Annotated in this window: 27 protein-coding genes; 7 read left to right on the top strand and 20 right to left on the bottom strand. The window is 67.5% G+C overall.

Features of this window, described 5'->3' with window-relative positions; all coding sequences use genetic code 11:
- Nucleotides 1–48: 48 nt before the first annotated feature.
- The 5 genes from ACZ6C1_RS07515 to ACZ6C1_RS07495 all read right to left on the bottom strand — a co-directional run bounded on the left by ACZ6C1_RS07515 (nucleotide 49) and on the right by ACZ6C1_RS07495 (nucleotide 3557).
- Nucleotides 49–261 carry a helix-turn-helix domain-containing protein gene (locus ACZ6C1_RS07515; RefSeq protein ID WP_469238758.1) on the bottom strand — a complete coding sequence of 71 codons (213 nt, stop codon included), beginning with the start codon at nucleotides 259–261 and terminating at the stop codon, nucleotides 49–51.
- Nucleotides 262–437: 176 nt separating this feature from the next.
- Nucleotides 438–1637 (bottom strand): DUF3631 domain-containing protein, encoded by a 1200-nt coding sequence (locus ACZ6C1_RS07510; protein WP_469238756.1) that lies wholly within the window; start codon nucleotides 1635–1637, stop codon nucleotides 438–440.
- Nucleotides 1634–1990 (bottom strand): hypothetical protein, encoded by a 357-nt coding sequence (locus ACZ6C1_RS07505; RefSeq protein ID WP_469238754.1) that lies wholly within the window; start codon nucleotides 1988–1990, stop codon nucleotides 1634–1636. The genes ACZ6C1_RS07510 and ACZ6C1_RS07505 overlap by 4 nt, the downstream gene beginning before the upstream one ends.
- Nucleotides 1987–2856, bottom strand: a complete 870-nt coding sequence (locus ACZ6C1_RS07500; RefSeq protein WP_469239083.1) for a bifunctional DNA primase/polymerase — start codon at nucleotides 2854–2856, stop codon at nucleotides 1987–1989. The genes ACZ6C1_RS07505 and ACZ6C1_RS07500 overlap by 4 nt, the downstream gene beginning before the upstream one ends.
- Nucleotides 2857–2876: 20 nt before the next feature.
- A complete protein-coding gene (locus ACZ6C1_RS07495) occupies nucleotides 2877–3557 on the bottom strand; it encodes a class I SAM-dependent methyltransferase (protein ID WP_469238752.1) in 681 nt (226 codons plus the stop codon).
- Between ACZ6C1_RS07495 and ACZ6C1_RS07490 the strand changes: the two genes are divergently transcribed.
- Nucleotides 3556–3846 (top strand): hypothetical protein, encoded by a 291-nt coding sequence (locus ACZ6C1_RS07490; protein ID WP_469238750.1) that lies wholly within the window; start codon nucleotides 3556–3558, stop codon nucleotides 3844–3846. The genes ACZ6C1_RS07495 and ACZ6C1_RS07490 overlap by 2 nt on opposite strands.
- A 149-nt stretch (nucleotides 3847–3995) precedes the next feature.
- Here ACZ6C1_RS07490 and ACZ6C1_RS07485 read toward each other — a convergent pair whose 3' ends face one another.
- The 10 genes from ACZ6C1_RS07485 to ACZ6C1_RS07440 all read right to left on the bottom strand — a co-directional run bounded on the left by ACZ6C1_RS07485 (nucleotide 3996) and on the right by ACZ6C1_RS07440 (nucleotide 9461).
- Nucleotides 3996–4220 (bottom strand): hypothetical protein, encoded by a 225-nt coding sequence (locus ACZ6C1_RS07485; protein ID WP_469238748.1) that lies wholly within the window; start codon nucleotides 4218–4220, stop codon nucleotides 3996–3998.
- 151 nt (nucleotides 4221–4371) lie between these two features.
- Nucleotides 4372–6444, bottom strand: a complete 2073-nt coding sequence (locus tag ACZ6C1_RS07480) for a cell division protein FtsK (RefSeq protein WP_469238746.1) — start codon at nucleotides 6442–6444, stop codon at nucleotides 4372–4374.
- A 93-nt stretch (nucleotides 6445–6537) separates the two neighbouring features.
- Nucleotides 6538–6699, bottom strand: a complete 162-nt coding sequence (locus ACZ6C1_RS07475; protein ID WP_469238744.1) for a hypothetical protein — start codon at nucleotides 6697–6699, stop codon at nucleotides 6538–6540.
- A 24-nt stretch (nucleotides 6700–6723) separates the two neighbouring features.
- Nucleotides 6724–6897: a DUF6257 family protein gene (locus ACZ6C1_RS07470; RefSeq protein WP_469238743.1), complete on the bottom strand. Its 174-nt coding sequence runs from the start codon at nucleotides 6895–6897 to the stop codon at nucleotides 6724–6726.
- Between the two features lie 6 nt (nucleotides 6898–6903).
- A complete protein-coding gene (locus tag ACZ6C1_RS07465) occupies nucleotides 6904–7101 on the bottom strand; it encodes a hypothetical protein (protein WP_469238742.1) in 198 nt (65 codons plus the stop codon).
- A 75-nt stretch (nucleotides 7102–7176) separates the two neighbouring features.
- Nucleotides 7177–7554 (bottom strand): DUF6251 family protein, encoded by a 378-nt coding sequence (locus tag ACZ6C1_RS07460; RefSeq protein WP_469238741.1) that lies wholly within the window; start codon nucleotides 7552–7554, stop codon nucleotides 7177–7179.
- A 17-nt stretch (nucleotides 7555–7571) separates the two neighbouring features.
- Entirely contained in the window at nucleotides 7572–7907 is a 336-nt protein-coding gene (locus ACZ6C1_RS07455; protein WP_469238739.1) for an RRQRL motif-containing zinc-binding protein, read from the bottom strand.
- Nucleotides 7907–8755 carry a protein spdB gene (locus ACZ6C1_RS07450; protein ID WP_469238737.1) on the bottom strand — a complete coding sequence of 283 codons (849 nt, stop codon included), beginning with the start codon at nucleotides 8753–8755 and terminating at the stop codon, nucleotides 7907–7909. The genes ACZ6C1_RS07455 and ACZ6C1_RS07450 overlap by 1 nt, the downstream gene beginning before the upstream one ends.
- Nucleotides 8752–9174, bottom strand: coding sequence for a Pycsar system effector family protein (locus ACZ6C1_RS07445; protein WP_469239079.1), 423 nt, complete (start codon nucleotides 9172–9174; stop codon nucleotides 8752–8754). The genes ACZ6C1_RS07450 and ACZ6C1_RS07445 overlap by 4 nt, the downstream gene beginning before the upstream one ends.
- A 20-nt stretch (nucleotides 9175–9194) precedes the next feature.
- A complete protein-coding gene (locus ACZ6C1_RS07440) occupies nucleotides 9195–9461 on the bottom strand; it encodes a DUF6284 family protein (RefSeq protein ID WP_469238735.1) in 267 nt (88 codons plus the stop codon).
- Nucleotides 9462–10031: 570 nt separating this feature from the next.
- On the opposite strand from ACZ6C1_RS07440, the gene ACZ6C1_RS07435 reads away from it, so the two are divergent.
- The gene (locus ACZ6C1_RS07435) at nucleotides 10032–10787 is read left to right on the top strand and encodes an XRE family transcriptional regulator (protein ID WP_469238733.1); all 756 of its coding nucleotides are present in this window, start codon (nucleotides 10032–10034) and stop codon (nucleotides 10785–10787) included.
- A 2-nt stretch (nucleotides 10788–10789) separates the two neighbouring features.
- The gene (locus ACZ6C1_RS07430) at nucleotides 10790–11263 is read left to right on the top strand and encodes an NUDIX domain-containing protein (RefSeq protein WP_469238731.1); all 474 of its coding nucleotides are present in this window, start codon (nucleotides 10790–10792) and stop codon (nucleotides 11261–11263) included.
- On the opposite strand, the gene ACZ6C1_RS07425 is transcribed toward ACZ6C1_RS07430, so the two are convergent.
- Both ACZ6C1_RS07425 and ACZ6C1_RS07420 read right to left on the bottom strand, forming a co-directional pair.
- Nucleotides 11251–11814, bottom strand: a complete 564-nt coding sequence (locus ACZ6C1_RS07425; RefSeq protein ID WP_469239078.1) for an HD domain-containing protein — start codon at nucleotides 11812–11814, stop codon at nucleotides 11251–11253. The genes ACZ6C1_RS07430 and ACZ6C1_RS07425 overlap by 13 nt on opposite strands.
- A gap of 10 nt (nucleotides 11815–11824) precedes the next feature.
- The gene (locus tag ACZ6C1_RS07420; protein WP_469238729.1) at nucleotides 11825–12286 is read right to left on the bottom strand and encodes a GntR family transcriptional regulator; all 462 of its coding nucleotides are present in this window, start codon (nucleotides 12284–12286) and stop codon (nucleotides 11825–11827) included.
- Between the two features lie 750 nt (nucleotides 12287–13036).
- Here ACZ6C1_RS07420 and ACZ6C1_RS07415 point away from each other — a divergent pair.
- Nucleotides 13037–13663, top strand: a complete 627-nt coding sequence (locus tag ACZ6C1_RS07415; RefSeq protein ID WP_469238727.1) for a hypothetical protein — start codon at nucleotides 13037–13039, stop codon at nucleotides 13661–13663.
- Between the two features lie 178 nt (nucleotides 13664–13841).
- Here ACZ6C1_RS07415 and ACZ6C1_RS07410 read toward each other — a convergent pair whose 3' ends face one another.
- Nucleotides 13842–15047, bottom strand: coding sequence for a DNA cytosine methyltransferase (locus ACZ6C1_RS07410; RefSeq protein ID WP_469238726.1), 1206 nt, complete (start codon nucleotides 15045–15047; stop codon nucleotides 13842–13844).
- A 144-nt stretch (nucleotides 15048–15191) separates the two neighbouring features.
- On the opposite strand from ACZ6C1_RS07410, the gene ACZ6C1_RS07405 reads away from it, so the two are divergent.
- Nucleotides 15192–16397 (top strand): restriction endonuclease, encoded by a 1206-nt coding sequence (locus ACZ6C1_RS07405; RefSeq protein WP_469238724.1) that lies wholly within the window; start codon nucleotides 15192–15194, stop codon nucleotides 16395–16397.
- Nucleotides 16398–16410: 13 nt separating this feature from the next.
- On the opposite strand, the gene ACZ6C1_RS07400 is transcribed toward ACZ6C1_RS07405, so the two are convergent.
- Nucleotides 16411–17529 (bottom strand): DUF4062 domain-containing protein, encoded by a 1119-nt coding sequence (locus ACZ6C1_RS07400; protein WP_469238722.1) that lies wholly within the window; start codon nucleotides 17527–17529, stop codon nucleotides 16411–16413.
- An 80-nt stretch (nucleotides 17530–17609) separates the two neighbouring features.
- Here ACZ6C1_RS07400 and ACZ6C1_RS07395 point away from each other — a divergent pair, with 80 nt between their 5' ends.
- Together ACZ6C1_RS07395 and ACZ6C1_RS07390 are read left to right on the top strand one after the other, a co-directional pair.
- Entirely contained in the window at nucleotides 17610–18062 is a 453-nt protein-coding gene (locus ACZ6C1_RS07395; RefSeq protein WP_469238720.1) for a hypothetical protein, read from the top strand.
- A 408-nt stretch (nucleotides 18063–18470) separates the two neighbouring features.
- Nucleotides 18471–18887, top strand: a complete 417-nt coding sequence (locus tag ACZ6C1_RS07390) for a hypothetical protein (protein ID WP_469238719.1) — start codon at nucleotides 18471–18473, stop codon at nucleotides 18885–18887.
- Here the strand turns inward: ACZ6C1_RS07390 and ACZ6C1_RS07385 are convergent.
- Complete coding sequence (locus tag ACZ6C1_RS07385) at nucleotides 18884–19690, bottom strand: helix-turn-helix domain-containing protein (RefSeq protein ID WP_469238717.1); 807 nt, start codon at nucleotides 19688–19690, stop codon at nucleotides 18884–18886. The genes ACZ6C1_RS07390 and ACZ6C1_RS07385 overlap by 4 nt on opposite strands.
- Nucleotides 19691–19761: the final 71 nt, after the last annotated feature.

Below are 19761 nucleotides of genomic sequence, written 5' to 3'. Positions count from 1 at the left end.
GGAGTCACGCCGGTGCGTTGGCGTGACTCCGCTGACGTTCTGCTGCTGTTATGCCGCTGACTCAGCCTCGGACTTGAGCAGTTCGACGTAGTCGTTGATGTATTCGGTCGGTACGAGGCGGCGCCGCCCGATGCGGACGGTACGGAGCCGTCCGAGACGGATCTCTTCGTATGCCGTAGACCGCTTCACTCCCAGGAGCTCGGCGGCGGCTTCGACGCGGTGGAGGCGGCGCTGTGCCGCGGAGGCCGGTGGCGTGTCCATGCCTGTGTCTCCTTCGTCGTAAACGGAGGGGTAGGCCCCTTGCTGTCAGGTCCGCTACCTCCGCTACCTCCGCTACCGCCCTGGTCAAGGGCAGGATTGAGGTAGCGGATGGGGGTAGCGGTAGCGGATGCAGCCGCTACCGGCCCCGGCCGTTGCGGGCGCGGGGCCGGTAGCGCTCAGGTAGCAGACGTGAAGAGCCCTTCCGCTACCGTTTCCGGCTCGCTGACCTGGGAGGTAGCGGAGGTAGCGGAGGTAGCGGCCCTGGAGGGGGGTGGGGGGCAGTACCGCTGCCAGGCGTCGTGCAGATCGGTCGCGTAGTAGCCCTTCAGGACGGTCCCGGCGGTCTTGATGTTGCGGGCCTTGATGGGGGTGTTGTCGCTGGTCATGTACTCGGCGAGCATCTTGGCCAGGGTGCGGGAGTCCAGCGGCCGGCCGCTCATGTCTGCCCATGGTGCTTCGTCCAGTGCGCACAGCCGGTCCAGGACGGCGACGGTCGGCAGGCGGTCGATGCCGCCCAGGACGTGGTCTCGCAGATCGGTGAGCAACCGGATACCGAGGCTGCCCTTGTCGTCCGCTCGGGAGGCGTTGACCAGCTCCACGCACGCCTGGCGGGCGCGCTCGGGCCAAGCACCGCCGGCGGCGTCCGCGACGGCGAGAAGCGGTTCCCACACGTCGGCGGGGCGGTCGGTGACGCCTTCGGGCATCTCGGGCCACCGGCCCGTCACGTCATCGCGGACCTGGTCGGCCCACTGGGCGAGCTGGTCGCGCAGCTTGTTGCCTTCCGCCTCGTGCAGCCGGGCCCGGAACGGCTCGACCTTCTCGTTCCTGGCGCGGCGGCGCATGCGGATGATGATCGAGCGGGTGGTGATGGTGTCGGGGAGGTATCCGAGTCCGGCAACGGCGACGGCGGTGTAGGAGGGGAACTCCACCACGGTCTGGTTCCCGCCGTCCCCGATGCACCGGTAGGTGACCCCGGAGCGGCGGTGGCCGGCGTTGAGGAAGCCGCGCAGTTCCTCGTTGTCCCCGGCCTTGGGACCAAAGACGGTGTCGATTTCGTCGAAGAGGATCGTGGGCCTGCCGGCCGGGTCGGAGACGGACCGGAACAGCGCGGCGGCACGGGCGTTCACCGCCAGCATCGGGCGCGGGACGAGGGTTTCCACGACCTCGAGGGCCCGCGACTTGCCTGACCCCGGTTCGGGGGACAGGAACGCGAGACGCGGGGTGGAGTCGAACGCGTCCAGGAGGTGGGTGTGGGCGTCCCACAGGGCGACGGCGACGTAGGCGGCTTCGCGAGGGAAGACGTTGAACCGGCGGTGGAAGGCTTCCACCTCGGCGAGCAGGGCGGGCCCGTTGGTGGGCAGTGTCGGGTTGGTCATGCTGCCTGTCCTTCCTGGCTGGCCGTGTGCTGGGGGCAGTGGGTGCGGTGGGTGGTGTGGTCGGCGATCAGGGCCAAGACACGCTGCTGTCCGGTGGTGAAGCGGTCGCGGCCGCATGCGCACCAGGAGCGGGCGGAAGGGATGGCGCCGCGTCCGGGTGCGGTGATGTGGAGCCAGCCGACCGGCCGCCGTCCGTCGTCCGGGTGCGGGTCAGGGCGAAGAGCAGAAGGGACGCCTTCGGTGACGCTCTTTCGGCCGCCCACAGCCGTGTGGAGCGCGGGCGGGGTGGCGGTGTGCGGCTGGTCGCTGGACCTGGTGTGGCTTTTCAGGCTGGGGCGGCCGGGGGTGGTCATGCTGCCTCCCGGGGCCGGCAGGTGCGGATGGACCAGTTCAGGGCGCTGCGGAGGGTGGAGCGGCACTCGTACGGCTTGAGTCCGGCTGCCGCCCCCGCTGCCTGAAAGGCCTCCTCGACCACGTGGCGGGGGATGTCGCCCCACGCGACGAACCGCCCCATGGCGCGTGCCGCCCGGAACAACTCCGCCTCACGCCTGCCCTTTTGAGCCGATGCGACGGCCGCCGTCTCGCGTTCGAGGACGACTTGGGCTCGGCGGGTGGCACATCCGGGCACGGGGAGGGAGAGGGGTGGTGCGGGGCGCTGTGTGGGCTTGAGGGCCTCCAGCAGCCATCCCGGGGCTTGAGCTACCGGCGCGGGGTCCAGGACGTCGTAGGCGCCCGTGGGTGTGATGCTGCCCGGGGCGACGACGTACCCGCCCCAGGCTCGGGTGTCGACCAGCGGGGCGAGGGCGCCCGCCGTGTTCGTCAGCCGAACCCCGGGCGGGGCGGCGAAGTAGAGATGCCTGCCGCCGCTCGCAGTCCGCACGGTGCGGGTGGTGGGGATGGCCTGCCCGGTGCGCTCGCAGAGCGCCTCGAAGGTCGTCACGCCGCTAGGCGTGTCCGTACTGCTCTTGTCTTCTGCCTTGGGCATGTCGAGGTCGACGACCAGCAGTCTGCTGGGGCCGGTGGCGATCCCGATGTTGAACGGCCGGTTGTCCCACGCCTGGTGGATGCGGTGGGGGTCGGTGGTGGCGCGCTGTTCCCACTTGCTGTGGCCGTCAGCGCACTGCCCTGTGCGGGGGCAGTTGTCCTCGCCGTGGAGGGCAGGTCGCTTGCCGGCGGGACGGAGTGGAAAGACGTGCCAGCCGCGTGAGGCTGCGTCCATGGCGGCGTTCAGCAGGTCGTTCACGCTGCCACCGCCACGTGGATGCGGGCGAGGAACTGAGCGCCGATGTGCTGGGTGTAGGCCGGGGGGATGCACTCGCGGATGCCGTCGCGGTTCATCCACTCCACGCCCATGACGCGGCGGGCGTGGGCGACTCCGGAGAAGTTGCCGACGAACTGCCCGAAGTGGCCGGGCGGGATGGGGCGCCCCATCTTGGCGACCGGCGCGGCATGCACCGGGTGCTCGGGGATGGTGAGCGTCCACAGCCCGGCCTCGAACCAGCGGTGCCGGTAGGTCGCCATGCCGAACATGCCGCCGCACAGCATGACCGGCGCCTTCAGGTGAGGCACAGCGCCCCGTACGTTCTCGATGACGTACGGGCGGCCCGTGGACTCCAGGGCAGCCCGGGTGGGGGCGATCAGGTCCGGGTGAGCGTTGCCCATCAGGCGCTGGGTGTCGCTGTAGAACTGGCAGGGCGGGGAGGCGTGGATGAAGTCGAACTCCGCGCCGTGCTCACGGATGAAGTCGACCGCGTCACCCTGGACAAAGGTGAAGGGGTAGCGGGGCTGGGGGCTGGTGTCGATGCCGGTCACGTCGAACCCGGCAAGGTGGTAGCCCATGCCGGCGCCGCCCTGGCAGCAGAACGCGTCCAGCAGACGCGGCCGGGCGCCGTCTCGCCGGATGGGGATGGGATGAGTCATGCTGGAGACCTCCATAGGTCTACTCGTGGACTGGAGAGCAGGGCGGCCCGGGACTTTGGCGAGAAGCGGGCCGCCCTTGGCGTTGCTGGTAGTCGGTGCCTCAGATGTCCGGGATGGCGTCGACGAGTGCGGCGACGAGCCGGTTGATGGGTTCGGCCGCGCCGCGAGGAAGAAGCCGAATCCGGCTGCGGTGAAGGCGCTGCCGGCGCTGAGGCTGTGGGAGCGCAGCAGGAAGAACATGACGAGTCCGAAGAGGGCGACGAGCGAGACGGTCACGGCCATGCCGTAACTCCTTTGACGGCTGGGTGAGGCGGCTGGGTAGGCTGCGCGGGCCCCGGGTGCTCGCAAGCTTGGGGACACGGACCGGTGGTTGCGCTGGCGAGCCCTTGCACGGCGAGGCTGCCGTTAGGCGGGTGATCACCGGTCCCATGACATTGATCAGCGGTTGCCGGTGCGGTGGATCTCGCGACTGGCGTTGAGCAGCCGGCGGCCGACGCGCAGCCGGTAGCGGTCGCCGTGGCAGCGGCGGCAGGCCTTGATGCCCTTGCGGACCTCCCGGATGCCGGTGCCCTGGCACTTGCGGCACGGTCCGAACGGCTTGACGGCACACAACAGTGCGTAACCGGCGAGCGTGGCGAGGATGAGGGCGCTAGTGGTGAGCATGACGGGGTGACCTCCCCTTCCAGGGTGGTTTTCGGGGGTGGTTGCAGGTGGGCCGCTAGACGCTAGTTGGCTGATCAGTGGCTGTTTCGGTTGCTAGCGGGGCTGCTAGACCTAGCAGTCGTGGGTGCTAGGTCTAGCAGCGCTGCTCGGGTCAGGCGGCGGCCCGGTCGGCGTCACGGCGTGTGATGGCGGTGGTGATCGCGGTGCGTTCGATGCCGCGCCGGTTCTTGCCCTCGCCGGTGTCGGTCTGGCCCCAGACCTGTCCGGGCTTGATGCCCCAGGGCTTGAGTGCGGCGGTGACGTTCTCGCCCTTCCAGCCCGCGTACGTCTCGGGCCGCAGCGCGGCGAGACGGGTGGCGATCCGCTCGCACCACACGGCCTTCTCGCTGGCGGGGATGACGTCCAGGACGTCGGCGAGGATGTCGGTGCTGGTGGTCTTCTCCGGGCCCTTGCCGATGGCGTGGCCGGTGACGTTGCCGTACTCCTCGCGCAGTTTCCGCGCCCGGGCGACGACCTGGGCGGCGGCGACCGCGTCGACGAACGCGGAGGCAACGATGCGCGGGTCGTCGCCTTCGCCGGCCATCCAGCAGATGCCCCGGTCGGAGCGGGAGAACATGGTGGCCCGGTATCCCGCCTTGTACATCGAGGTGCCCAGCACCATGTCGTTGGCGGGCTGGCCCATGACCTTGAGGCAGAACCGCAGGACCGCGTTCGCGCTGATGCCGGTGGGCAGGGACTTGGCGTCGGGGCGCTGGGTGCCGAACATGGCGACGATGCCGAGCGCGGGGCCGCGCTTGACCAGGTCGGTGCAGATGGCCTCGATCTCATCTCCGTGCTCGTCGTGCTCGAAGGCGACCTGGCATTCGTCCAGCCCGACCACGATCGGGTGCAGCCCCAGGCTCTTGTCACTCGCCAGCTCGGGCGTGACCTTCGACTCCGGGCAGCGCGTGCGCGGGAGCTCCCGGATCACCTTCGCCCGCCGGCGCAGTTCCTCTTTCAGTTCCCGCAGGGCGTCCAGGACGTAGGTGATGTCCTCGGGGTCTTCGCCGGCGCGGTAGCGGTGGCAGACCGGTTCCAGGGCGCCGAAGTCGCCGGTGCCCTTGAAGTCGAACGCGTGCAGCTCGGCGCGCGGGTCGAGTGCGGCGATCAGGAGGAGGAGCCGCATGAGGAAGGTCTTGCCCATGCGGGGGATGGAGCCGACGACGACGGCCGCGAACATCAGCGTCACCGCGACGTCGCGCATGCGCTGGTCGTTGCCGAATACGACCGGCTTGAACAGGTCGACCTGCCCCGACTTCAGCAGCGGCCACGCCGGTTTCGTCGTCTCGTTCATCGGCTTGTCCCCCACCCACAGGATCAGCCGCCCCTCATGCTCGGTCGGGTCGGGCGAGGGCCATACGCAGCCGACCTTCCGGCGCAGACCGGAGGCCAGGGGCTTGCGGGCCTCCATGATGTCCTCCGGCGTCACCCCGTACGGCAGGTCGAGGTCGGCGCGGTAGCCGGGCCCGTCCCGGACGATTTCGGAGACGAACCGCAGACCGTTCATGTCGCCGCCTTTCTTGATGGCGGCGGAGATCTTCGCGTTGCCGATCGAGTCCAGCCCCCGCAGCACGATGCTGCCGGTGAGCTTCTGGACTTCGGTCTTCAGCACGGCGGGGCCGACAACCGGCGCGTCGGGCTGCTGGCCGGCGAACCCCAGCAGCAGTACGCCGCCCGCGGCGAACGCGTACAGGTAGGCGGGCGCGAGGACGTAGAGCCACAGGGCGAACCCGAGCCCGAACACGGCCGCCACCAGGGTGACCAGGCCGCGCAACCGGATACGGCCGGCCCGCAGCCGGGCCAGGCGCATGTACTCCTCAACGTCCTCGGTACGGACGGCGAACTCCCGCAAGGGCGCGGCTTCCCGGTCCCACACCCACCGGTTGGTGGAGGCGATGAACCGGCACGCGCCCCGCGGGGACATCAGGGCCAGGCGTCCGGCATACACCGGCAAGCGCACGCCGTGATACAGGCTGGCGTAGCCGAGATTGGCGCCGGCGTGGCGGGCGGTGGCCAGGAAGTCACGCCGGTTGGTCAGCCACCCGGCGAGCACCGGCTTGCGCTTCTCAACGGTCACCTTCGGCTCGGGAAGGTTCGGGTTGTCCACCGGTACCGGGACGGCCGGGGCGTCGTCGTCGACGTCGGGCACCGGGTGCAGGTGCGTAGGGCGGGAGGGGTCGGTCAAGCTGGGGGTACTCCTGTCTGGCCTGGTGCTGGACGGGGATGGACCCGGGGCGGCCGGCTTCCTTGGCCGGGTGACGGCCGCCCCGGGGCGAAGTCAGGCGCGGTACTTGCGCGCGTGCTCCTCACCGCGCCGCTTGGCCTCGTACGCGCCGCCGTAAGCGCGGCCCCGCACGCCACAGGTGCAGCGCCAGCCGGTGTAGTTGCCGTAGGTGCCGTCCACGGCGATGCGGTGCTTGATGCGGAAGATGTTCGGCATGGGGAGTGGTCCCTTCGGGTCGGGTCACTTGCTGCGGTTCTTCGCCTCGCGCTTGCGGGCGCCGTCGATGACGCGGTCGACCTTGCGCTTCAGGTCGGCCTGGTGGACGGCCTCGCCGGCGATGCTGCGCTTGCACATCCGGGCCACGTAGTACGCGACCTTGGCCTTTTCAGCGGCGGTGAGCTTCGGGTCACTCATGGGCGGTCAGCCCTTCCTGGTCTGGTCGTCGTAGTCGGGGCAGCCGTCACGTACCTCCCAGTGGCCGCCCAAGAGCAGGTCCGACAGGGCGTTGGCGAGCTTGACGCCGGTACAGCCGGCGACCTTCTCGCCAGCCCGGTGCATGCCGAAGGCGGCGGACTGACGTGCGGCACCGGGTTCGGGCTTCTTGGTGAACAGGCCCATGACGGGTCCCTTCTGGGGCCGGTCTGTCCGGCTCCCCACCCGCCCCGGCTTTTGGCCCGGGTGGACAGGCAGCCGTCAACGCCGACGGCGCCCCCGACGCACGCTCTTCGCCGCCCTGGCCCCATCGGCGCCGCCGACCGACCGGACGACGTTCACGACCCCCCAGGTCAGCGCGACAGCGAGGAAGGCGAGGATCGCCAGATTGGCGGCGATGGCGGTGAGTGCGCCGACCAGCAGCGGGCCGAAGTAGACCCCGGCGGCCACCGCACCGGCACCGACACCGGAGCCGAGCGCGACCCGCTGCACCGTGCGGTCCGGCGGCGCCTGGTGAATGTGCTGGTGCACGATCTGCGGGCCGGCCTGCTGAGGGGGGAGGATGCTGGCCGCATCGGCGTAGACGTAGCGGCCATCCGGGAGCTGCACCACACGAGGCAGCTCAGACAGAGATTCCATGGCGGACTCCTTGAAGGTCAGGCAGCGGCCTGGTCCGGGTAGGCGCACGTGGGGCACATGCCGAGCGAGGGCGGGATGACGTATCCGGCGTCGCGCTCGCATTCGGGGCAGGTGCGGCGGGCGGTGTTGGCCTTGGCCAGTGCCGCCCATTTCGCCGGTGTCATCGGCCGGACCGGCTTGGCCAGGTCGACGCGGTACAGGTAGGCGATGAGCGGTTCACGGCGGCGGCGTGGCCGTTCGAGTTGAGCCGCCACGTCCTGACCGCCGGGCCGCAGACTTCGGGTGCGGAGTTGGCGGCGGGTGGCGTAGCCGTCCGGGGCCAGGCGCCACCGGAAGACCGGCAGCGCCCCCATCAGGCCGCCACGCGCTTCCACGCGGCCCGCAGCCGGACTTCAGAGGCGGAGTGACCGGCGGCCCGGAAGCGGGTGGCCATCTCCCGGTAGGACAGGGCCGGTGTCTCGCTGTGTCGGATCCGGTCGACCAGCGTGTCGAGCTCGGTGTCGGTGAGGGCGGGGGCCGACTCCAGGGCCGGGACGGGCTCGGTGGGGCCCCAGACGGGGAGCTCCCAGCGGGGTGTGACCCCGGGCGTGACGCGGTTCGTCACGCTGGTCAGCGCCCCCTCGCCCTGCCGTGCCGTCTCCAGCGTCGACCACGCCCTGGACAGAGTCCGGGCGGTCTTGGCCTGGACGCGTGCGACCCGCGCCCCGGCCGCCGTGACGGCCGTCAACCGCGTCTCCTCCGTGACAGCTTCAGCCCGCAGCCGGGCGCGGGCCACAGCCGCCTCATCCCGCGCCTCCTGCTGAATCCCCCGGATCGCGCCGAGCGCGCCGGGGGTGAGCGCGGTCCGCTCCCACAGGCCGTGCACCAGCCACAGGGCCTTGGCCGCCACCGGCAGCCACGCCACAGCCAGCCACGCCCCGGCCGACTCCTCGGATGTCAGCGCGTGAGCGAACAGGACGGCGGCTGCGATGAGGCCGAAGCACCAGCCGACACCGGTCACCGCAGGGTTGTGGTCGCCTTGGGCGGCTAGGCGGCGTTCGTAGGCGAGGGTGGCCAGCCATCCCCCGTCGATGCCCAGACCGACGACCAGCGCGATGGGCCAGGGCACCGCTGCCCCCAGCCACATCACGACCACGGCCAGGGTCAGGACCATGGACACGGCCGTCATCGCCACAGCGGGCAGCACAGTCTTCGCCTTCATACCGCACCGCCCACGGCGAGCAGGACAGCCACGATGAGCAGCGCCCCACCGGCGCAGGTCAGGTCCACCGCGCGGCGCAGACCGGTGAACTTGGCGACCGCCAGCCGGGACAGGCCGGCGACGTCGGCAGCCAGGTCCACCGCCACAGCGGCGGTGACCTCCTCGGGAGTGAGAGTTGCCCACAGAGGGAAGCCGTGCCGACCTCTCAGGTTCGGCCGCGTCGACCGCAACAGCAGCCCGGCCGCCGCCACCAACAGCCCCAACCCGAACCCGCCCACAACGTAGGCGGCCGGGTTCATGGGCAGGTCGCGAGCAAGCGACCACGCGCCGACGAGCACCGCGCCGACGAACGCCAGCAGCAGCGCGGTTTTCGTGTCGGTCCGCGCGATCTCCGCCTTCACCTCGGCGTGCGCGGCCATCAGGTTCCGGTCGATGGTGCTCACGCGACACCCCCAGGCAGTACTGCGGCGGTGCGGTTGGCCAACGCCAGCCGCTCCGCGAGCACCCGGCGGCGGGCCCGGCGGATCCGGCGGGCGTCCAGCTCGCACGGCGTGCGGTCCAGCGTGACGATCTGCGCGTCGATCAGGTCCACGTCCGCGAGGATCGCGGGCATCTCCAGCTCGATCGCGTCCAGCTCCGCGTTCGTCGGCTCGATCCAGTCGGCGAACGCGGTAACAGCCTCCTGAACAGTGACGATGTGGCTCATTGGGTCGTGTTCCTCTCACAGGTGGGAACGGCCCGAACAGCGCCCCCGGTGTTCGAGCACCGGGGGCGCGCCGTCGGAACCAGGAATCCGGCTCCCCTCGGCCCCGCCCGTACGGCCAACCGGCCGGACGGACAGAGGAGGCAACCGGCCGCAGCACATCAGCACCGCGGAGTGGTCGGGGTCGCGCTGTACATCACGCGGAGTCCGCGTGGCCGCCTACTTGGCCGAGGAGAGGCGGCGTTATCCCCATTCAGTTGTCAATGAGCAGTCGCTTCCTTCGAGCCGACCCGCCTATGCGGAGCCCTCCGGGCGTTCGAAGCAGCCCGTACGGGCGCCCCGGCCGATCGGCTCCGCCGTTGTGGGCTGCGAAGCCAATGCAGTACCTCTATTACAGGTACTGCATTGGGCTGCGTCAAGCCTGCTCGCGGAGCTTCCTGGCTCTCGCCAGGGACTTCCTGGCGCACAATCAGAATCGCCCCAGGTGAGGGGCGTTGGTTACCTCATCCATGGACAGCTGGGGGCCATCTCGCTACCGTCAAGAGCTCCCAAGACGTCCCAACGGGGGTGGAGATGTCCAACGAGCGTCTGCGGTCGGCTCTCTTAGCGCGGGGAGCGACTGTTCAGGACTTGGCAGACGCCATCGAGGTCAACCCGAAGACGGTCGAGCGCTGGATCACTCAGGGGAAGATCCCGTACCGGCGTCATCAGTACGCCGCAGCGTCTTTCCTCCAGGTGGACGTGACAACGCTCTGGAACGACTCACGCGCAGTGGAGAGCGCGGCTGACCTGAGCAAGGCGGAGATTCTGACCGTCTACCCACACCGGCACATGGTCCCGGCCGGGCTGTGGCGCCAGCTGTACGCGCGAGCGGAACGGCGCCTCGATGTGCTCGTGTACTCCGGCTTGTGGCTGTCGGAAGACCCTGCGTTCCTGGACATTCTCAGGGCGAAGTCCAGCAGCATCCAAGTTCGCATCCTGCTGGGCGACCCGGATTGCCCTGCGGTGAAGCAGCGCGGCATAGACGAAGGTCATCGGATCATGGATGGCAAGATCCGGAACGCACTGATGAACTACCGGCCGCTCTTCACAAGTCACCCCGACATCGGGTTCAGGCTCCACGACTCGACGCTGTACAACTCGCTGTTCCGGGCGGACGACGAGATGCTGGTGAACACCCACGTGTACGGCATCGGCGCCTACTTGGCCCCGGTCCTCCACCTGCGCCGTCTGCCGGGCGGCGGTCTCTTCGACACGTACGCGAATAGCATCGAACAGACCTGGGGAGGCGCGCGCCAGGTGACGAAACACGACCTCACGGGAGACTGAGCATGGGACGCATCGACTACCTGCACGACCCCGACGCTCCGCCGGCCAACTCGGTCGTGCCTTCTGTCGTTGCGTTCGTCCAGGACGACTCAGGGCGTGTCCTGATGATTCAGCGGTCCGACAACGGCCGGTGGGCACTTCCTGGCGGTGGCCACGATGTCGGCGAGTCCATCAGCGACACCGTGGTGCGGGAGGTCTGGGAAGAGACCGGAATCAAAGCCGAGGTCATCGACATGTCCGGGATCTACACAGACCCCGGACACGTGATGCTGTACGACGACGGCGAGGCGAGGCAGCAGTTCTCCATCTGCTTCCGTGCCCGACCGGTCGGCGGTGAGGTTCGTACGAGCGACGAAACGACTCAGGTCCGCTGGGTCGCCCCTGCGGACCTGGCCGAGCTGGATATCCACCAGACGATGCGGCTGCGCATCGATCACGCGATGGACCGCACGCGGGTCACGCCCTACATCGGCTGACGCTTCACGGCAGCGAGGCGCTCCAGGACGCGAGCCGTACAGGCCAGGATCTCCGGTTCTGCCCGGCGGATGAACATGCCAATCAGGCTGTCGGGACCGTACCGCCCAGCGATCTCGTTCACGCGGTCGACGGGGTTCGTGGGCGTCCCGTCGGGGGTGGTGTTCATGTCGCAGAAGCAGAGCGCGTCGTTCAGGTGAGCCTGCTCCTTGGGGAACTCGCTCTCCAGCTCGTCGCGGAGGCCACGCGCCTCAGCTTCCATCCATGCGCACGAGTGATGTGCGACGAGCCGAATGACCCGCTCGTCCGCGTCGGCGACGTCCCGCAGATACCGAGCCCCGTCGAGTGGGTGGAAGCCGGTCTTGGCCAGGTCGGGGGAGTATCCGATGTCATGGAGCACCGCCGCTGCCTCCAGCAACTCGGCGTCGTGGCCGAGAATGGGGGCGATGACCCGCGCTCGTTCGGCGACCCCCTGCGAGTGTGCCCAACGGCGCGGCAGTGGCTCGGCCAGCAGTGACTCGGCGAGCGGGTAAGCCCACTCGGTCAGTCCCATGGTGGTCACGCTAGGAACGCTCCTCTCGGCCCGGAAGGGCCAGTACAGTCCGCTGCTTCCCCTGCTGGCTTGCAGACAGAAGCCCGGCGGCTTCGAGCTTGTCGAGTGCCTTTGCGACGGTCGGCCGCGAGACGCCGAAGCGCTCGGCCAGAGAACCTGTGCTGGGAAACTTCGCACCCACTTCGAGCCCATCGGCCCTGATCACTTCGGCGATCTGCTCAGTCAAAGGCCGCCGATCCCGTTCTTGACCTTCGCGGACCACACGCCACCGGCCGCCGGGTACGGACTCCGCATGACCCTCCCGTTCCAGCACCCCAAAGACACGCAGAGCGACACCCCGCGATACCCCGTGGTCTCGCATCAGCTCGGCGGCCGAGGGCAACTCCGACATGGCGGGGTTGGAGTCGATCTCTACCTTCAGCGCGTCGGCGATCTTGAGAAAGGTCCCCCGAGGACTGGCCGGCTGCGACACTCGCTCTCCCCTTTCTGAGTGGTCGTCGCGGTCTAGCCTCGCATGCTTCCACCGGGCTCCACAGCCTTGACCGGGGCCGACTCCCGCGGCAGAACCTTCCTTACCTCATCAAGGCACCCGCCGCGCACAGCGCGGCGCGCGCGGCCCGTCGCCCGGGCCGACGCTCCTGTCTAGGCCCCGCTCCGGCCCGGCCGCCGGCCGCACGCCGGTCTGCTCAGGGTGGCTGGCGGGAGAAAGCCGCTGTGGCTGGGGCGGTCGGCTCCACGGCTTTAGTCACCTCCCCGGTCCGGGTCCCGCGCCGAGCATGACCAGGGGGCCACTCGTGCTCATTACGGGCAGGTCCAAAGCCTGGCCGAGTTGCGTACGGCCCCCTGATCATGCTCAGCCCCGAACCGGGCAGGCCACCGGCCAAACCCGCTCCACCGACCTCTGCGGGCCAACGTCCCGAAAACTGATGCAGCACCATTTAATCGCCGATAGCCTTTTAGTGGGATAACCAGCGTCACACGCAAGGGGCACGCCTTGACAAAGGATCACTTGACTTGGACTCCTAAGCGGACGACGAGATCTGCCGCCAGGTTCTATGCTCAGCAGGCCAGAGACCTAGCGCATATCGCATCGGCCGAAGTTATCTTTAAAAAGTACGCACACCTCATAGATGCGCTAGGAGAAACCTTCGGCCACCTTTCCCCTGGGGGCGGGGAGGGTATGTTTCCTGAGTTTTACCGAGATCGCCGCAATGTAAGAAAAATGATTGACGACACCATTCCTGTACGCTGGGAGTTCGGACTCACACGGAGTATTGACAGCTACTTGACTTACATCTCCGACGTCCTAACCGAGGCACTCGTCGCCCGCCCAGAACTTCTAAAAAGTCAGGAGCAGGTGACTCTCGAAGACGTGCTACGTCATCAGTCTCTGACAGAATTCGCCCAGTGGGCAGCAGAGCAGCGCGTGCTCCGCCTTTCGTATAAGGGTTTGGATGAGATAGGTCAGTACTTTGAGAAGCGCCTAGGCCTGAAGCTCTGTGATGATGAATTGTCCTGGGGTCACCTACAGAGGGCCGTAGCCATCAGAAATCTAGTGGTGCACCGCCGCGGAATCATTGATGAGCGATTCAAGCGGCAAGTTGGAGACCAGACCCTTAAAAAGGGAGATCTCTACACCGTATCGCGAGAGGACTACCTCAGCGCCACGAAGAACGCGATGAAAATCGTTGGATACTTCGACTCGTGCGTAGCCAGTAAATTCGGGCTGGAAACGGTGGACGCACTCAAGGAGTTTTGGTACTCGCCCGGTCGCTGGGGCGAGGGCCGCAATAGGCATGCCGACAGTCCCACCGATGAGGGAGGCAGCGCAACTGCGGGTGCGGAGTAGACGATGCGCAGGGCGTGCCGGATCCGTGCCCGACGGGTCGGTAAGCCACAGTCAACAGCGGGTGCCAGCAGAAGCCCCAGTTCACCCTGCCACCTGTTAGTGCTGATAGGGGCCGGGCAGGACGCAGAAGTCCGTTGATTACCAAGCTCGTGGTGCATTGGGAAGGCTTAAGTGCCAGCTAGCGAGCCGCTTCCCGAGCGAGATCTCCGGTTCCAAGTTCAAGTTTCTCGTGAACGACACCGGCTATCGCCCGTGCGAGGCCGATGGGAACGGCATTACCGATCTGCTTCGCGATCTCGATCTTCGTACCGTGCCACAGGTAGTCCTCAGGGAACCCCTGGATGAGTGCGGCCTCGTAATGAGTGATCGGTCGATGCTCTACGGGATGCAGATAGCGGCCCTTTTCCGGCTTGAAGAACTCTGTGCGTATGGTGACGGAGGGGCGACCGAGCCAGAGGCGCCCCATGACGTCTGCCGACCCAGTCTGGTGCTTATCCCAGCTTTCAGTGCTGAGGTAATGCTTACTGCCGCCGATCTGTACCCACTTCCCGCGTAGGTCCTTCCGATTGCCCCCTGGTGGGATCGCCCGGTACCGAGCGAGCGACAACGCAGTAGGCGTCCGGCCGGTGTGCAGTTCACTCGTACGGTAGGGGCCGGGCACTCCAGCGGCGCTGAATCTTCTGGGGAGCTCTGTCCCCTCGATCGGCAGCCGAGCAGAGCAGTCGAAGACTGTATCGACGGGGACCCAGGGCTGCAAGATTGGATCTTGGTCAAACAGCACCAAGCCCTGAGGCGACCGGCTCGCATCCCGTGTGTGCGTTGGCGTGGGCAGCGGCACGGGTGTCCCGAGATCTCGGTGTGTGCCGATCAAGATCGTCCGCTTCCGAGCCTGTGCTACCCCGTAGTCGGCCGCGTTGAGCACTCCCGCGGTGAGGGTGTAATCGGACAGGCATCCGCCCGGCTCTGCCGCCTCCAACAGGCCGGCGTACTCGAATGACTTCTGGAAGCGGTCAACGTTCTCCATGACGAAGACCCTCGGCTGCACTGTGCTGACGACGCGGGTGTACTCCCGCCAGAGAGAGTTGCGGGGGTCATCCCAGTGCCTCTTGTTCAACCCTGAGAATCCCTGGCAGGGCGGTCCACCGGTGATGACATCAACGCGGCCCGCGAAGAGCGTGGGGTCGAACTGTTCGATGTCGAGACACATAGCATCGGCTGACGGATGGTTGGCCTCGAACGTAGCAAGAGCGGCGCGATCGATGTCCACCGCCGCGACGCTTTCGAACGCGGAGGCGACAGCGGTGCTGTTGTAAGCGTAGGAGCGGAAGCCTTCAGCGAAGCCTCCGCAGCCAGCGAAGAGATCCATTACACGCAGCGGCTCCATCAGCACTCCCCCGAGATCACTCACGCCAGTGGAGCGGATCCTATGCGGCACCACTGACACTCACCCACCTGCACGCCCGCGGAGGCGGGGCCAGCCCCCTTGATCGCCCCTGTGTGTCAGTGCCTGCTGGTAGATCTTGTGCTCATGACCCTCCCTGTCGATTCTCAGCCCCACGTCGCGTTCGCAGACCTAGGCTCCGCCGATCTCATCGTCGATGCCCTCTACGCCGGAGGCTCCAGTGGCAACACCAGCGACGACCCCATCTCGAAGCTCATAAGGGGGGTTGGCAACCAGGGCGGCTTCCGGTACTCCGGTTCACCAGCCAAGGGAACCGTGAAGCTGGCCGTGCTCTACACGAGCGGCAGCGACGTCGACTGGCCCGACCACCTAGACATTGAAACGGGCACCTTCACGTACTACGGCGACAACAAGAAGCCGGGTCAGGGTCTCCACGACACCCCGCGAGCTGGCAACGTCCTGCTACGGGACGTCTTCGCCGCATCCCACGGCACCGCCCGTGACCGGGCGAAGGTTCCTCCGTTCTTGCTGTTCGAGAAGGCAGGATCCTCAGGACGGGCCGTGCGCTTCCGCGGGCTTTTGGCACCGGGTGGTCCCACCCTCACGTCGGACGACGAACTCGCTGCTATCTGGCGCGCGACAGCAGGGCTCCGGTTCCAGAACTACCGGTCCCACTTCACCGTCCTCGACCACGACAGAGTCCCGCGCGCGTGGATCCAGCACCTCCTTGCTGGTGGTGATCCGCTGGACGGTGAGTGTCCTGAAGCGTGGCGAGCTTGGGTGGAAGGCCGCGTGTACCGCCCGCTGCTGGCTCCGGTGACTACGGTCATTCGATCCAAGGCGGATCAGCTCCCGGCCGACGCCGCGGGAACGGCCATGCTGGAAGAGATCAGGGAGTACTTTCGGGGCCGGGAGCATGATTTCGAGAGCTGTGCGGTGGCTATCTGGCGACTGATCGCGCGGAACACCGGGCCGGTAGACGTCACGCGCCCCAGCCGTGATGGGGGACGTGATGCTGTGGGGACGTATGGTCTCGGCCCGGCCTCCAGCCGCATTGCGATCGACTTCGCCCTCGAAGCAAAGTGCTACGGGTCAGGCAGCTCCGTGGGCGTCCGAGAAGTCTCGCGCCTGATTTCCCGGATCAGGCACCGCAACTTCGGCGTCCTGGTGACCACGTCCTACTTCCACAAGCAGGTCCAAGAAGAGGTCCATGAGGATGGTCATCCGATCGTGCTCGTCGGTGGTCGGGACATCATCGAAGCGCTGCGCCAGGACGGCCGTACAACCGTTGCTGCTGTTCGCCAGTGGCTGGAGCAAAGCTTCCCGAACTAAATGAGATGAATTTTTAGGAGGCTGAGGGGTGTTGTTTGATCAGGGCTCGCGACAGGATGCCAGCGACTTCCTCGGCACCCGCGTCCAGCGCGGCCAGGCTGGTGGACTCATCCGGCTCAGTTCGCAGTGTGAACGTGCGCATATAGGCGCCGAGTTCGGCACGCGTACGTGAGTGATTCGGATTGAATCTGTCGACTTGGGTCAGTGTGGGGTCTGACACGCCGATCGCCACGACGATCCGTTCATGCTGGATCAAATCCAGTGCGCCGCTGAACCTCAACAAGGAGGTGACTTGCTGAGGCAGCGCATCGTGATCGAGGATGGAGCCCATGCTGTCTCGGGGGAGTGTGGCCCGCAAGGAGACCTGCCCCGATTTGTGCAAACGGACTTCCACCAGTTCCCCAGGCCGAGGCGCATCCCACGAAGGGGGCTGGCTGACGGGGATGCTAACGATTGCATGCTCGTGGGAACTGGACGACAGCAGGGCAACATCGTTTCTGACTTCCCTGGTCCGACGGATCCGGTCTGCCAGCGAGGTGCCGACCTCCTCCAGTTCCCTAGCCGAGTAGCCGGTGAACCCCACCGGAAAAACATGTAGTTCCAGTAGAGGGAGGTTGACGCCGCCTTCGACGGAAGTCTCGTCGAGGCTCCAACGTAGCGGAGCGGGCTGCGCCAGGGGCGCGAAGGACAGTGGGGACAGGCCTGACTCCAGTTCCTTCACCTTGCGCACCACTTTGGTCATCAGCTCGGCGGTGTCTTGGAAGGAGTCACGGAACACCCCGGTGGCGTAGGCCTCGACAGTCCGGGCGAAATCCTGCTGAGTGTCCTCGAATGTGACGCCCAGCTTGCGATAGACCAAGCGTGGCTTGCCCGCTGTTTTGGCCGCGACCCACTCGTCGTGTGTTGCCGACTGCCCTGTCTCGGGGAACACGTGACCGTAGGAAGGTCCGAGCAGGAAGACGCAGACATCCGCAGAGTCGAGAGCTGAGAGACACGCCTGTCGGCTGGGCGTGGTCTGCGCGGTGAAGTCCTCGAACAGGACCGGGGTGTGCCCCAGCGCACGGATGAGACCAGGCAGCGCATCGCGCTCCTCTTCCAGTCCCTTGCGGACGCTGCTGATGAAGATTCTCACGCTATGGTGTCTCCACTGCTGAGGGGTTCGTTGAAACGAACCGGATGACCGGTGAGTGCCTGCGATGCGGGGGTTTCTTCATGGCTGATGTCTCAGAAGAGGCGATACGCGCCTACTGGAAGGAACACCGGGAGCAGCTACGACAGTGTGAGACACAGCGCTCGGCGCTGACCAACCTCCTGCTCGTCATCACGGCTGCCTTGAGTGCTCTCATTGTCCAGCAGAAGTTCTCGACGTACGTCATGCCTCTGTGTCTTTTCGTGGCGATTATCGGAGGATACGGGGCGGTGGCAGTCTCCAAGTACTTCGAACGGGCTTCCTACCACCTCTCTCAGGCGCGGGCCTTGACCAAGGACCTGATGGAGCTAGGTGTGCTGGGCTCCGATGAAGGGCTGGTACGCGCGAGAGCCGATCATTACCGTCGTTTTCCTCGGCTGCATCGGATTCGCCTTCATAGACTGTGGGTGATTCTGCACCTTGTCATCGCCCTGTATGGATTGTGCCTCTTCGGCGTGTGCGTGGTCGTGGCTTGATGTTCGTCTGGAGGGTTGTCGGCTGACCCCGTCTGCACAGGATGCCGCCGACCGTACCGCCGCCATAGCCTAAAGGCAGGAATCGTCTAAGCCGCGTACCTGTCAGAGCGTGTGCAGCACAAGCCCTCCGGAGCTGTGCGCGAGAGCCTGTACGCCCCCGGCTGGGGAGCCAAACGGGGAGCCACCCGGGGCAGCACCTGCCGGCCCACGGTGGACGGACACGGACAACAACCGCCCCCGCCTTGCACGGCAGACAGCCCTCAGTGGCCCCCCGCCGACTCCCGCATTACCCCTGCGGTAATCGACCGTCACCGGCCCGCCCCGGCATGGTTGCGGTACCGGATCCCGGGCGGTCTCGCACTCCGGCCGGGCTCCGGGACCCTACGACTTCGACGGAGGCTGATCGCCATGTCCCAGGCCCTGCTCGCAGGCATCGCCCGCACCACCGAGCCGCAGACCATGCTGCGCCGCTTCCTCGCCCTGGACGCCGTTGTGACCGGTGCCAACGGGCTGGCGTACGTACTCGCCTCCGGGCCCCTCGGGCGGCTGCTCGGGGTCGACGCCACGCTCCTGCTCGAACTGGGCCTGTTCCTGACCGCGTTCGCCGCCGGTGTGGGCCACCTCGCCTCCCGGGCGGAGCCGCCGGCCACGGCCGTCAGGCTGGTCGTCGACGCCAATGTGATCTGGGCGGTGCTCAGTGTCGTCGCGCTCGTCGCCTGGCTGTCGCCCAGCACGGCCGGGACCCTGTGGATCCCGGCACAGGCCACCACCGTCGCCGGCTTCGCCGCCCTGCAGTGGTCCGCCCTGCGGGCGGTGGGCCGCTAGAGGGACCGGAGGTACTTGACCGTCGCCGGGTCGGCCGGGAGGAGCGTCTCGATGGCCAGCTCGGCGACCGTCACGTCCATGGGGGTGTTGAACGTCGAGATCGACGACACGAAGGACAACACGTGCCCGTCGTGCTCGATCCGCAGCGGCAGCGCGAAGTACGGGTGAGGATCCGGGTCCCGCCGGTCCTCCGGGTCCGCGCTCGCCGACTCGGGCAGCGGGTAGGCGGCGACCTCCTCGTACAGCCGCCGCAGCGGCTCCGAGCGTGCCAGCGCGATCTGGCGCTCCATCTGTGCCAGCAGGTGCCCGCGCCACTCCGGCAGGTTGCGGATCCTCGGGGCCAGGCCCTCCGGGTGCAGGGTGATCCGCATGGCGTTCAGCGGCGGCGTCAGCAGGTGCTCGGGCAGTCCGTCCAGCAGTGTGGTGATGCCCCGGTTCGCCGCCACCACCGTGTACGAGCCGTCGACGACGAGCGCCGGATACGGGTCGTACCCGGTCAGCAGTTGCTCGATGCCCGCCCGCAGTGTGTCCAGCGACGGGTCGCCCAGCGACGTCTCGGCGTACCGAGGGGCGTAACCCGCGGCCAGCAGCAGGGCGTTGCGTTCCCGTACCGGCACCTCCAGGTGCTCGGCCAGGCGCAGGATCATCTCCTCGCTGGGGCGGGACCGGCCCGTCTCGACGAACGAGATGTGCCGGGCCGACGAGTCGGCGCGCAGCGCCAGCTCCAGCTGGCTCAGCCGTCGCCGCTCGCGCCAGCCGCGCAGCAGGGGCCCTACTCCGGTACCGGACGCGACAGTTGTCATACCGCAGACGGTAACCCACGTGTTGACCGCCGACCCGGGCCGTCGGACCGTATCGTCACGGTCACGTCGTC

Source organism: Streptomyces sp. NPDC041796, assembly GCF_055590785.1.
The sequence above is the reverse complement of the archived record's forward strand: the minus strand, read 5'-3'. Positions and strand labels throughout refer to the sequence as shown.

Coding starts and splice junctions, on each gene's coding strand:
- ACZ6C1_RS07515 (WP_469238758.1), bottom strand. CDS start 261: ATGGACACGCCACCGGCCTCCGCGGCACAGCGCCGCCTCCACCGCGTC.
- ACZ6C1_RS07465 (WP_469238742.1), bottom strand. CDS start 7,101: ATGGGCCTGTTCACCAAGAAGCCCGAACCCGGTGCCGCACGTCAGTCC.
- ACZ6C1_RS07505 (WP_469238754.1), bottom strand. CDS start 1,990: ATGACCACCCCCGGCCGCCCCAGCCTGAAAAGCCACACCAGGTCCAGC.
- ACZ6C1_RS07385 (WP_469238717.1), bottom strand. CDS start 19,690: ATGACAACTGTCGCGTCCGGTACCGGAGTAGGGCCCCTGCTGCGCGGC.
- ACZ6C1_RS07425 (WP_469239078.1), bottom strand. CDS start 11,814: ATGGGACTGACCGAGTGGGCTTACCCGCTCGCCGAGTCACTGCTGGCC.
- ACZ6C1_RS07510 (WP_469238756.1), bottom strand. CDS start 1,637: ATGACCAACCCGACACTGCCCACCAACGGGCCCGCCCTGCTCGCCGAG.
- ACZ6C1_RS07405 (WP_469238724.1), top strand. CDS start 15,192: ATGACCCTCCCTGTCGATTCTCAGCCCCACGTCGCGTTCGCAGACCTA.
- ACZ6C1_RS07415 (WP_469238727.1), top strand. CDS start 13,037: ATGATTGACGACACCATTCCTGTACGCTGGGAGTTCGGACTCACACGG.
- ACZ6C1_RS07390 (WP_469238719.1), top strand. CDS start 18,471: ATGTCCCAGGCCCTGCTCGCAGGCATCGCCCGCACCACCGAGCCGCAG.
- ACZ6C1_RS07475 (WP_469238744.1), bottom strand. CDS start 6,699: ATGCCGAACATCTTCCGCATCAAGCACCGCATCGCCGTGGACGGCACC.
- ACZ6C1_RS07450 (WP_469238737.1), bottom strand. CDS start 8,755: ATGAAGGCGAAGACTGTGCTGCCCGCTGTGGCGATGACGGCCGTGTCC.
- ACZ6C1_RS07495 (WP_469238752.1), bottom strand. CDS start 3,557: ATGACTCATCCCATCCCCATCCGGCGAGACGGCGCCCGGCCGCGTCTG.
- ACZ6C1_RS07460 (WP_469238741.1), bottom strand. CDS start 7,554: ATGGAATCTCTGTCTGAGCTGCCTCGTGTGGTGCAGCTCCCGGATGGC.
- ACZ6C1_RS07395 (WP_469238720.1), top strand. CDS start 17,610: ATGGCTGATGTCTCAGAAGAGGCGATACGCGCCTACTGGAAGGAACAC.
- ACZ6C1_RS07435 (WP_469238733.1), top strand. CDS start 10,032: ATGTCCAACGAGCGTCTGCGGTCGGCTCTCTTAGCGCGGGGAGCGACT.
- ACZ6C1_RS07445 (WP_469239079.1), bottom strand. CDS start 9,174: ATGGCCGCGCACGCCGAGGTGAAGGCGGAGATCGCGCGGACCGACACG.
- ACZ6C1_RS07440 (WP_469238735.1), bottom strand. CDS start 9,461: ATGAGCCACATCGTCACTGTTCAGGAGGCTGTTACCGCGTTCGCCGAC.
- ACZ6C1_RS07485 (WP_469238748.1), bottom strand. CDS start 4,220: ATGCTCACCACTAGCGCCCTCATCCTCGCCACGCTCGCCGGTTACGCA.
- ACZ6C1_RS07490 (WP_469238750.1), top strand. CDS start 3,556: ATGCTGGAGACCTCCATAGGTCTACTCGTGGACTGGAGAGCAGGGCGG.
- ACZ6C1_RS07410 (WP_469238726.1), bottom strand. CDS start 15,047: ATGGAGCCGCTGCGTGTAATGGATCTCTTCGCTGGCTGCGGAGGCTTC.
- ACZ6C1_RS07470 (WP_469238743.1), bottom strand. CDS start 6,897: ATGAGTGACCCGAAGCTCACCGCCGCTGAAAAGGCCAAGGTCGCGTAC.
- ACZ6C1_RS07500 (WP_469239083.1), bottom strand. CDS start 2,856: ATGGACGCAGCCTCACGCGGCTGGCACGTCTTTCCACTCCGTCCCGCC.
- ACZ6C1_RS07430 (WP_469238731.1), top strand. CDS start 10,790: ATGGGACGCATCGACTACCTGCACGACCCCGACGCTCCGCCGGCCAAC.
- ACZ6C1_RS07455 (WP_469238739.1), bottom strand. CDS start 7,907: ATGGGGGCGCTGCCGGTCTTCCGGTGGCGCCTGGCCCCGGACGGCTAC.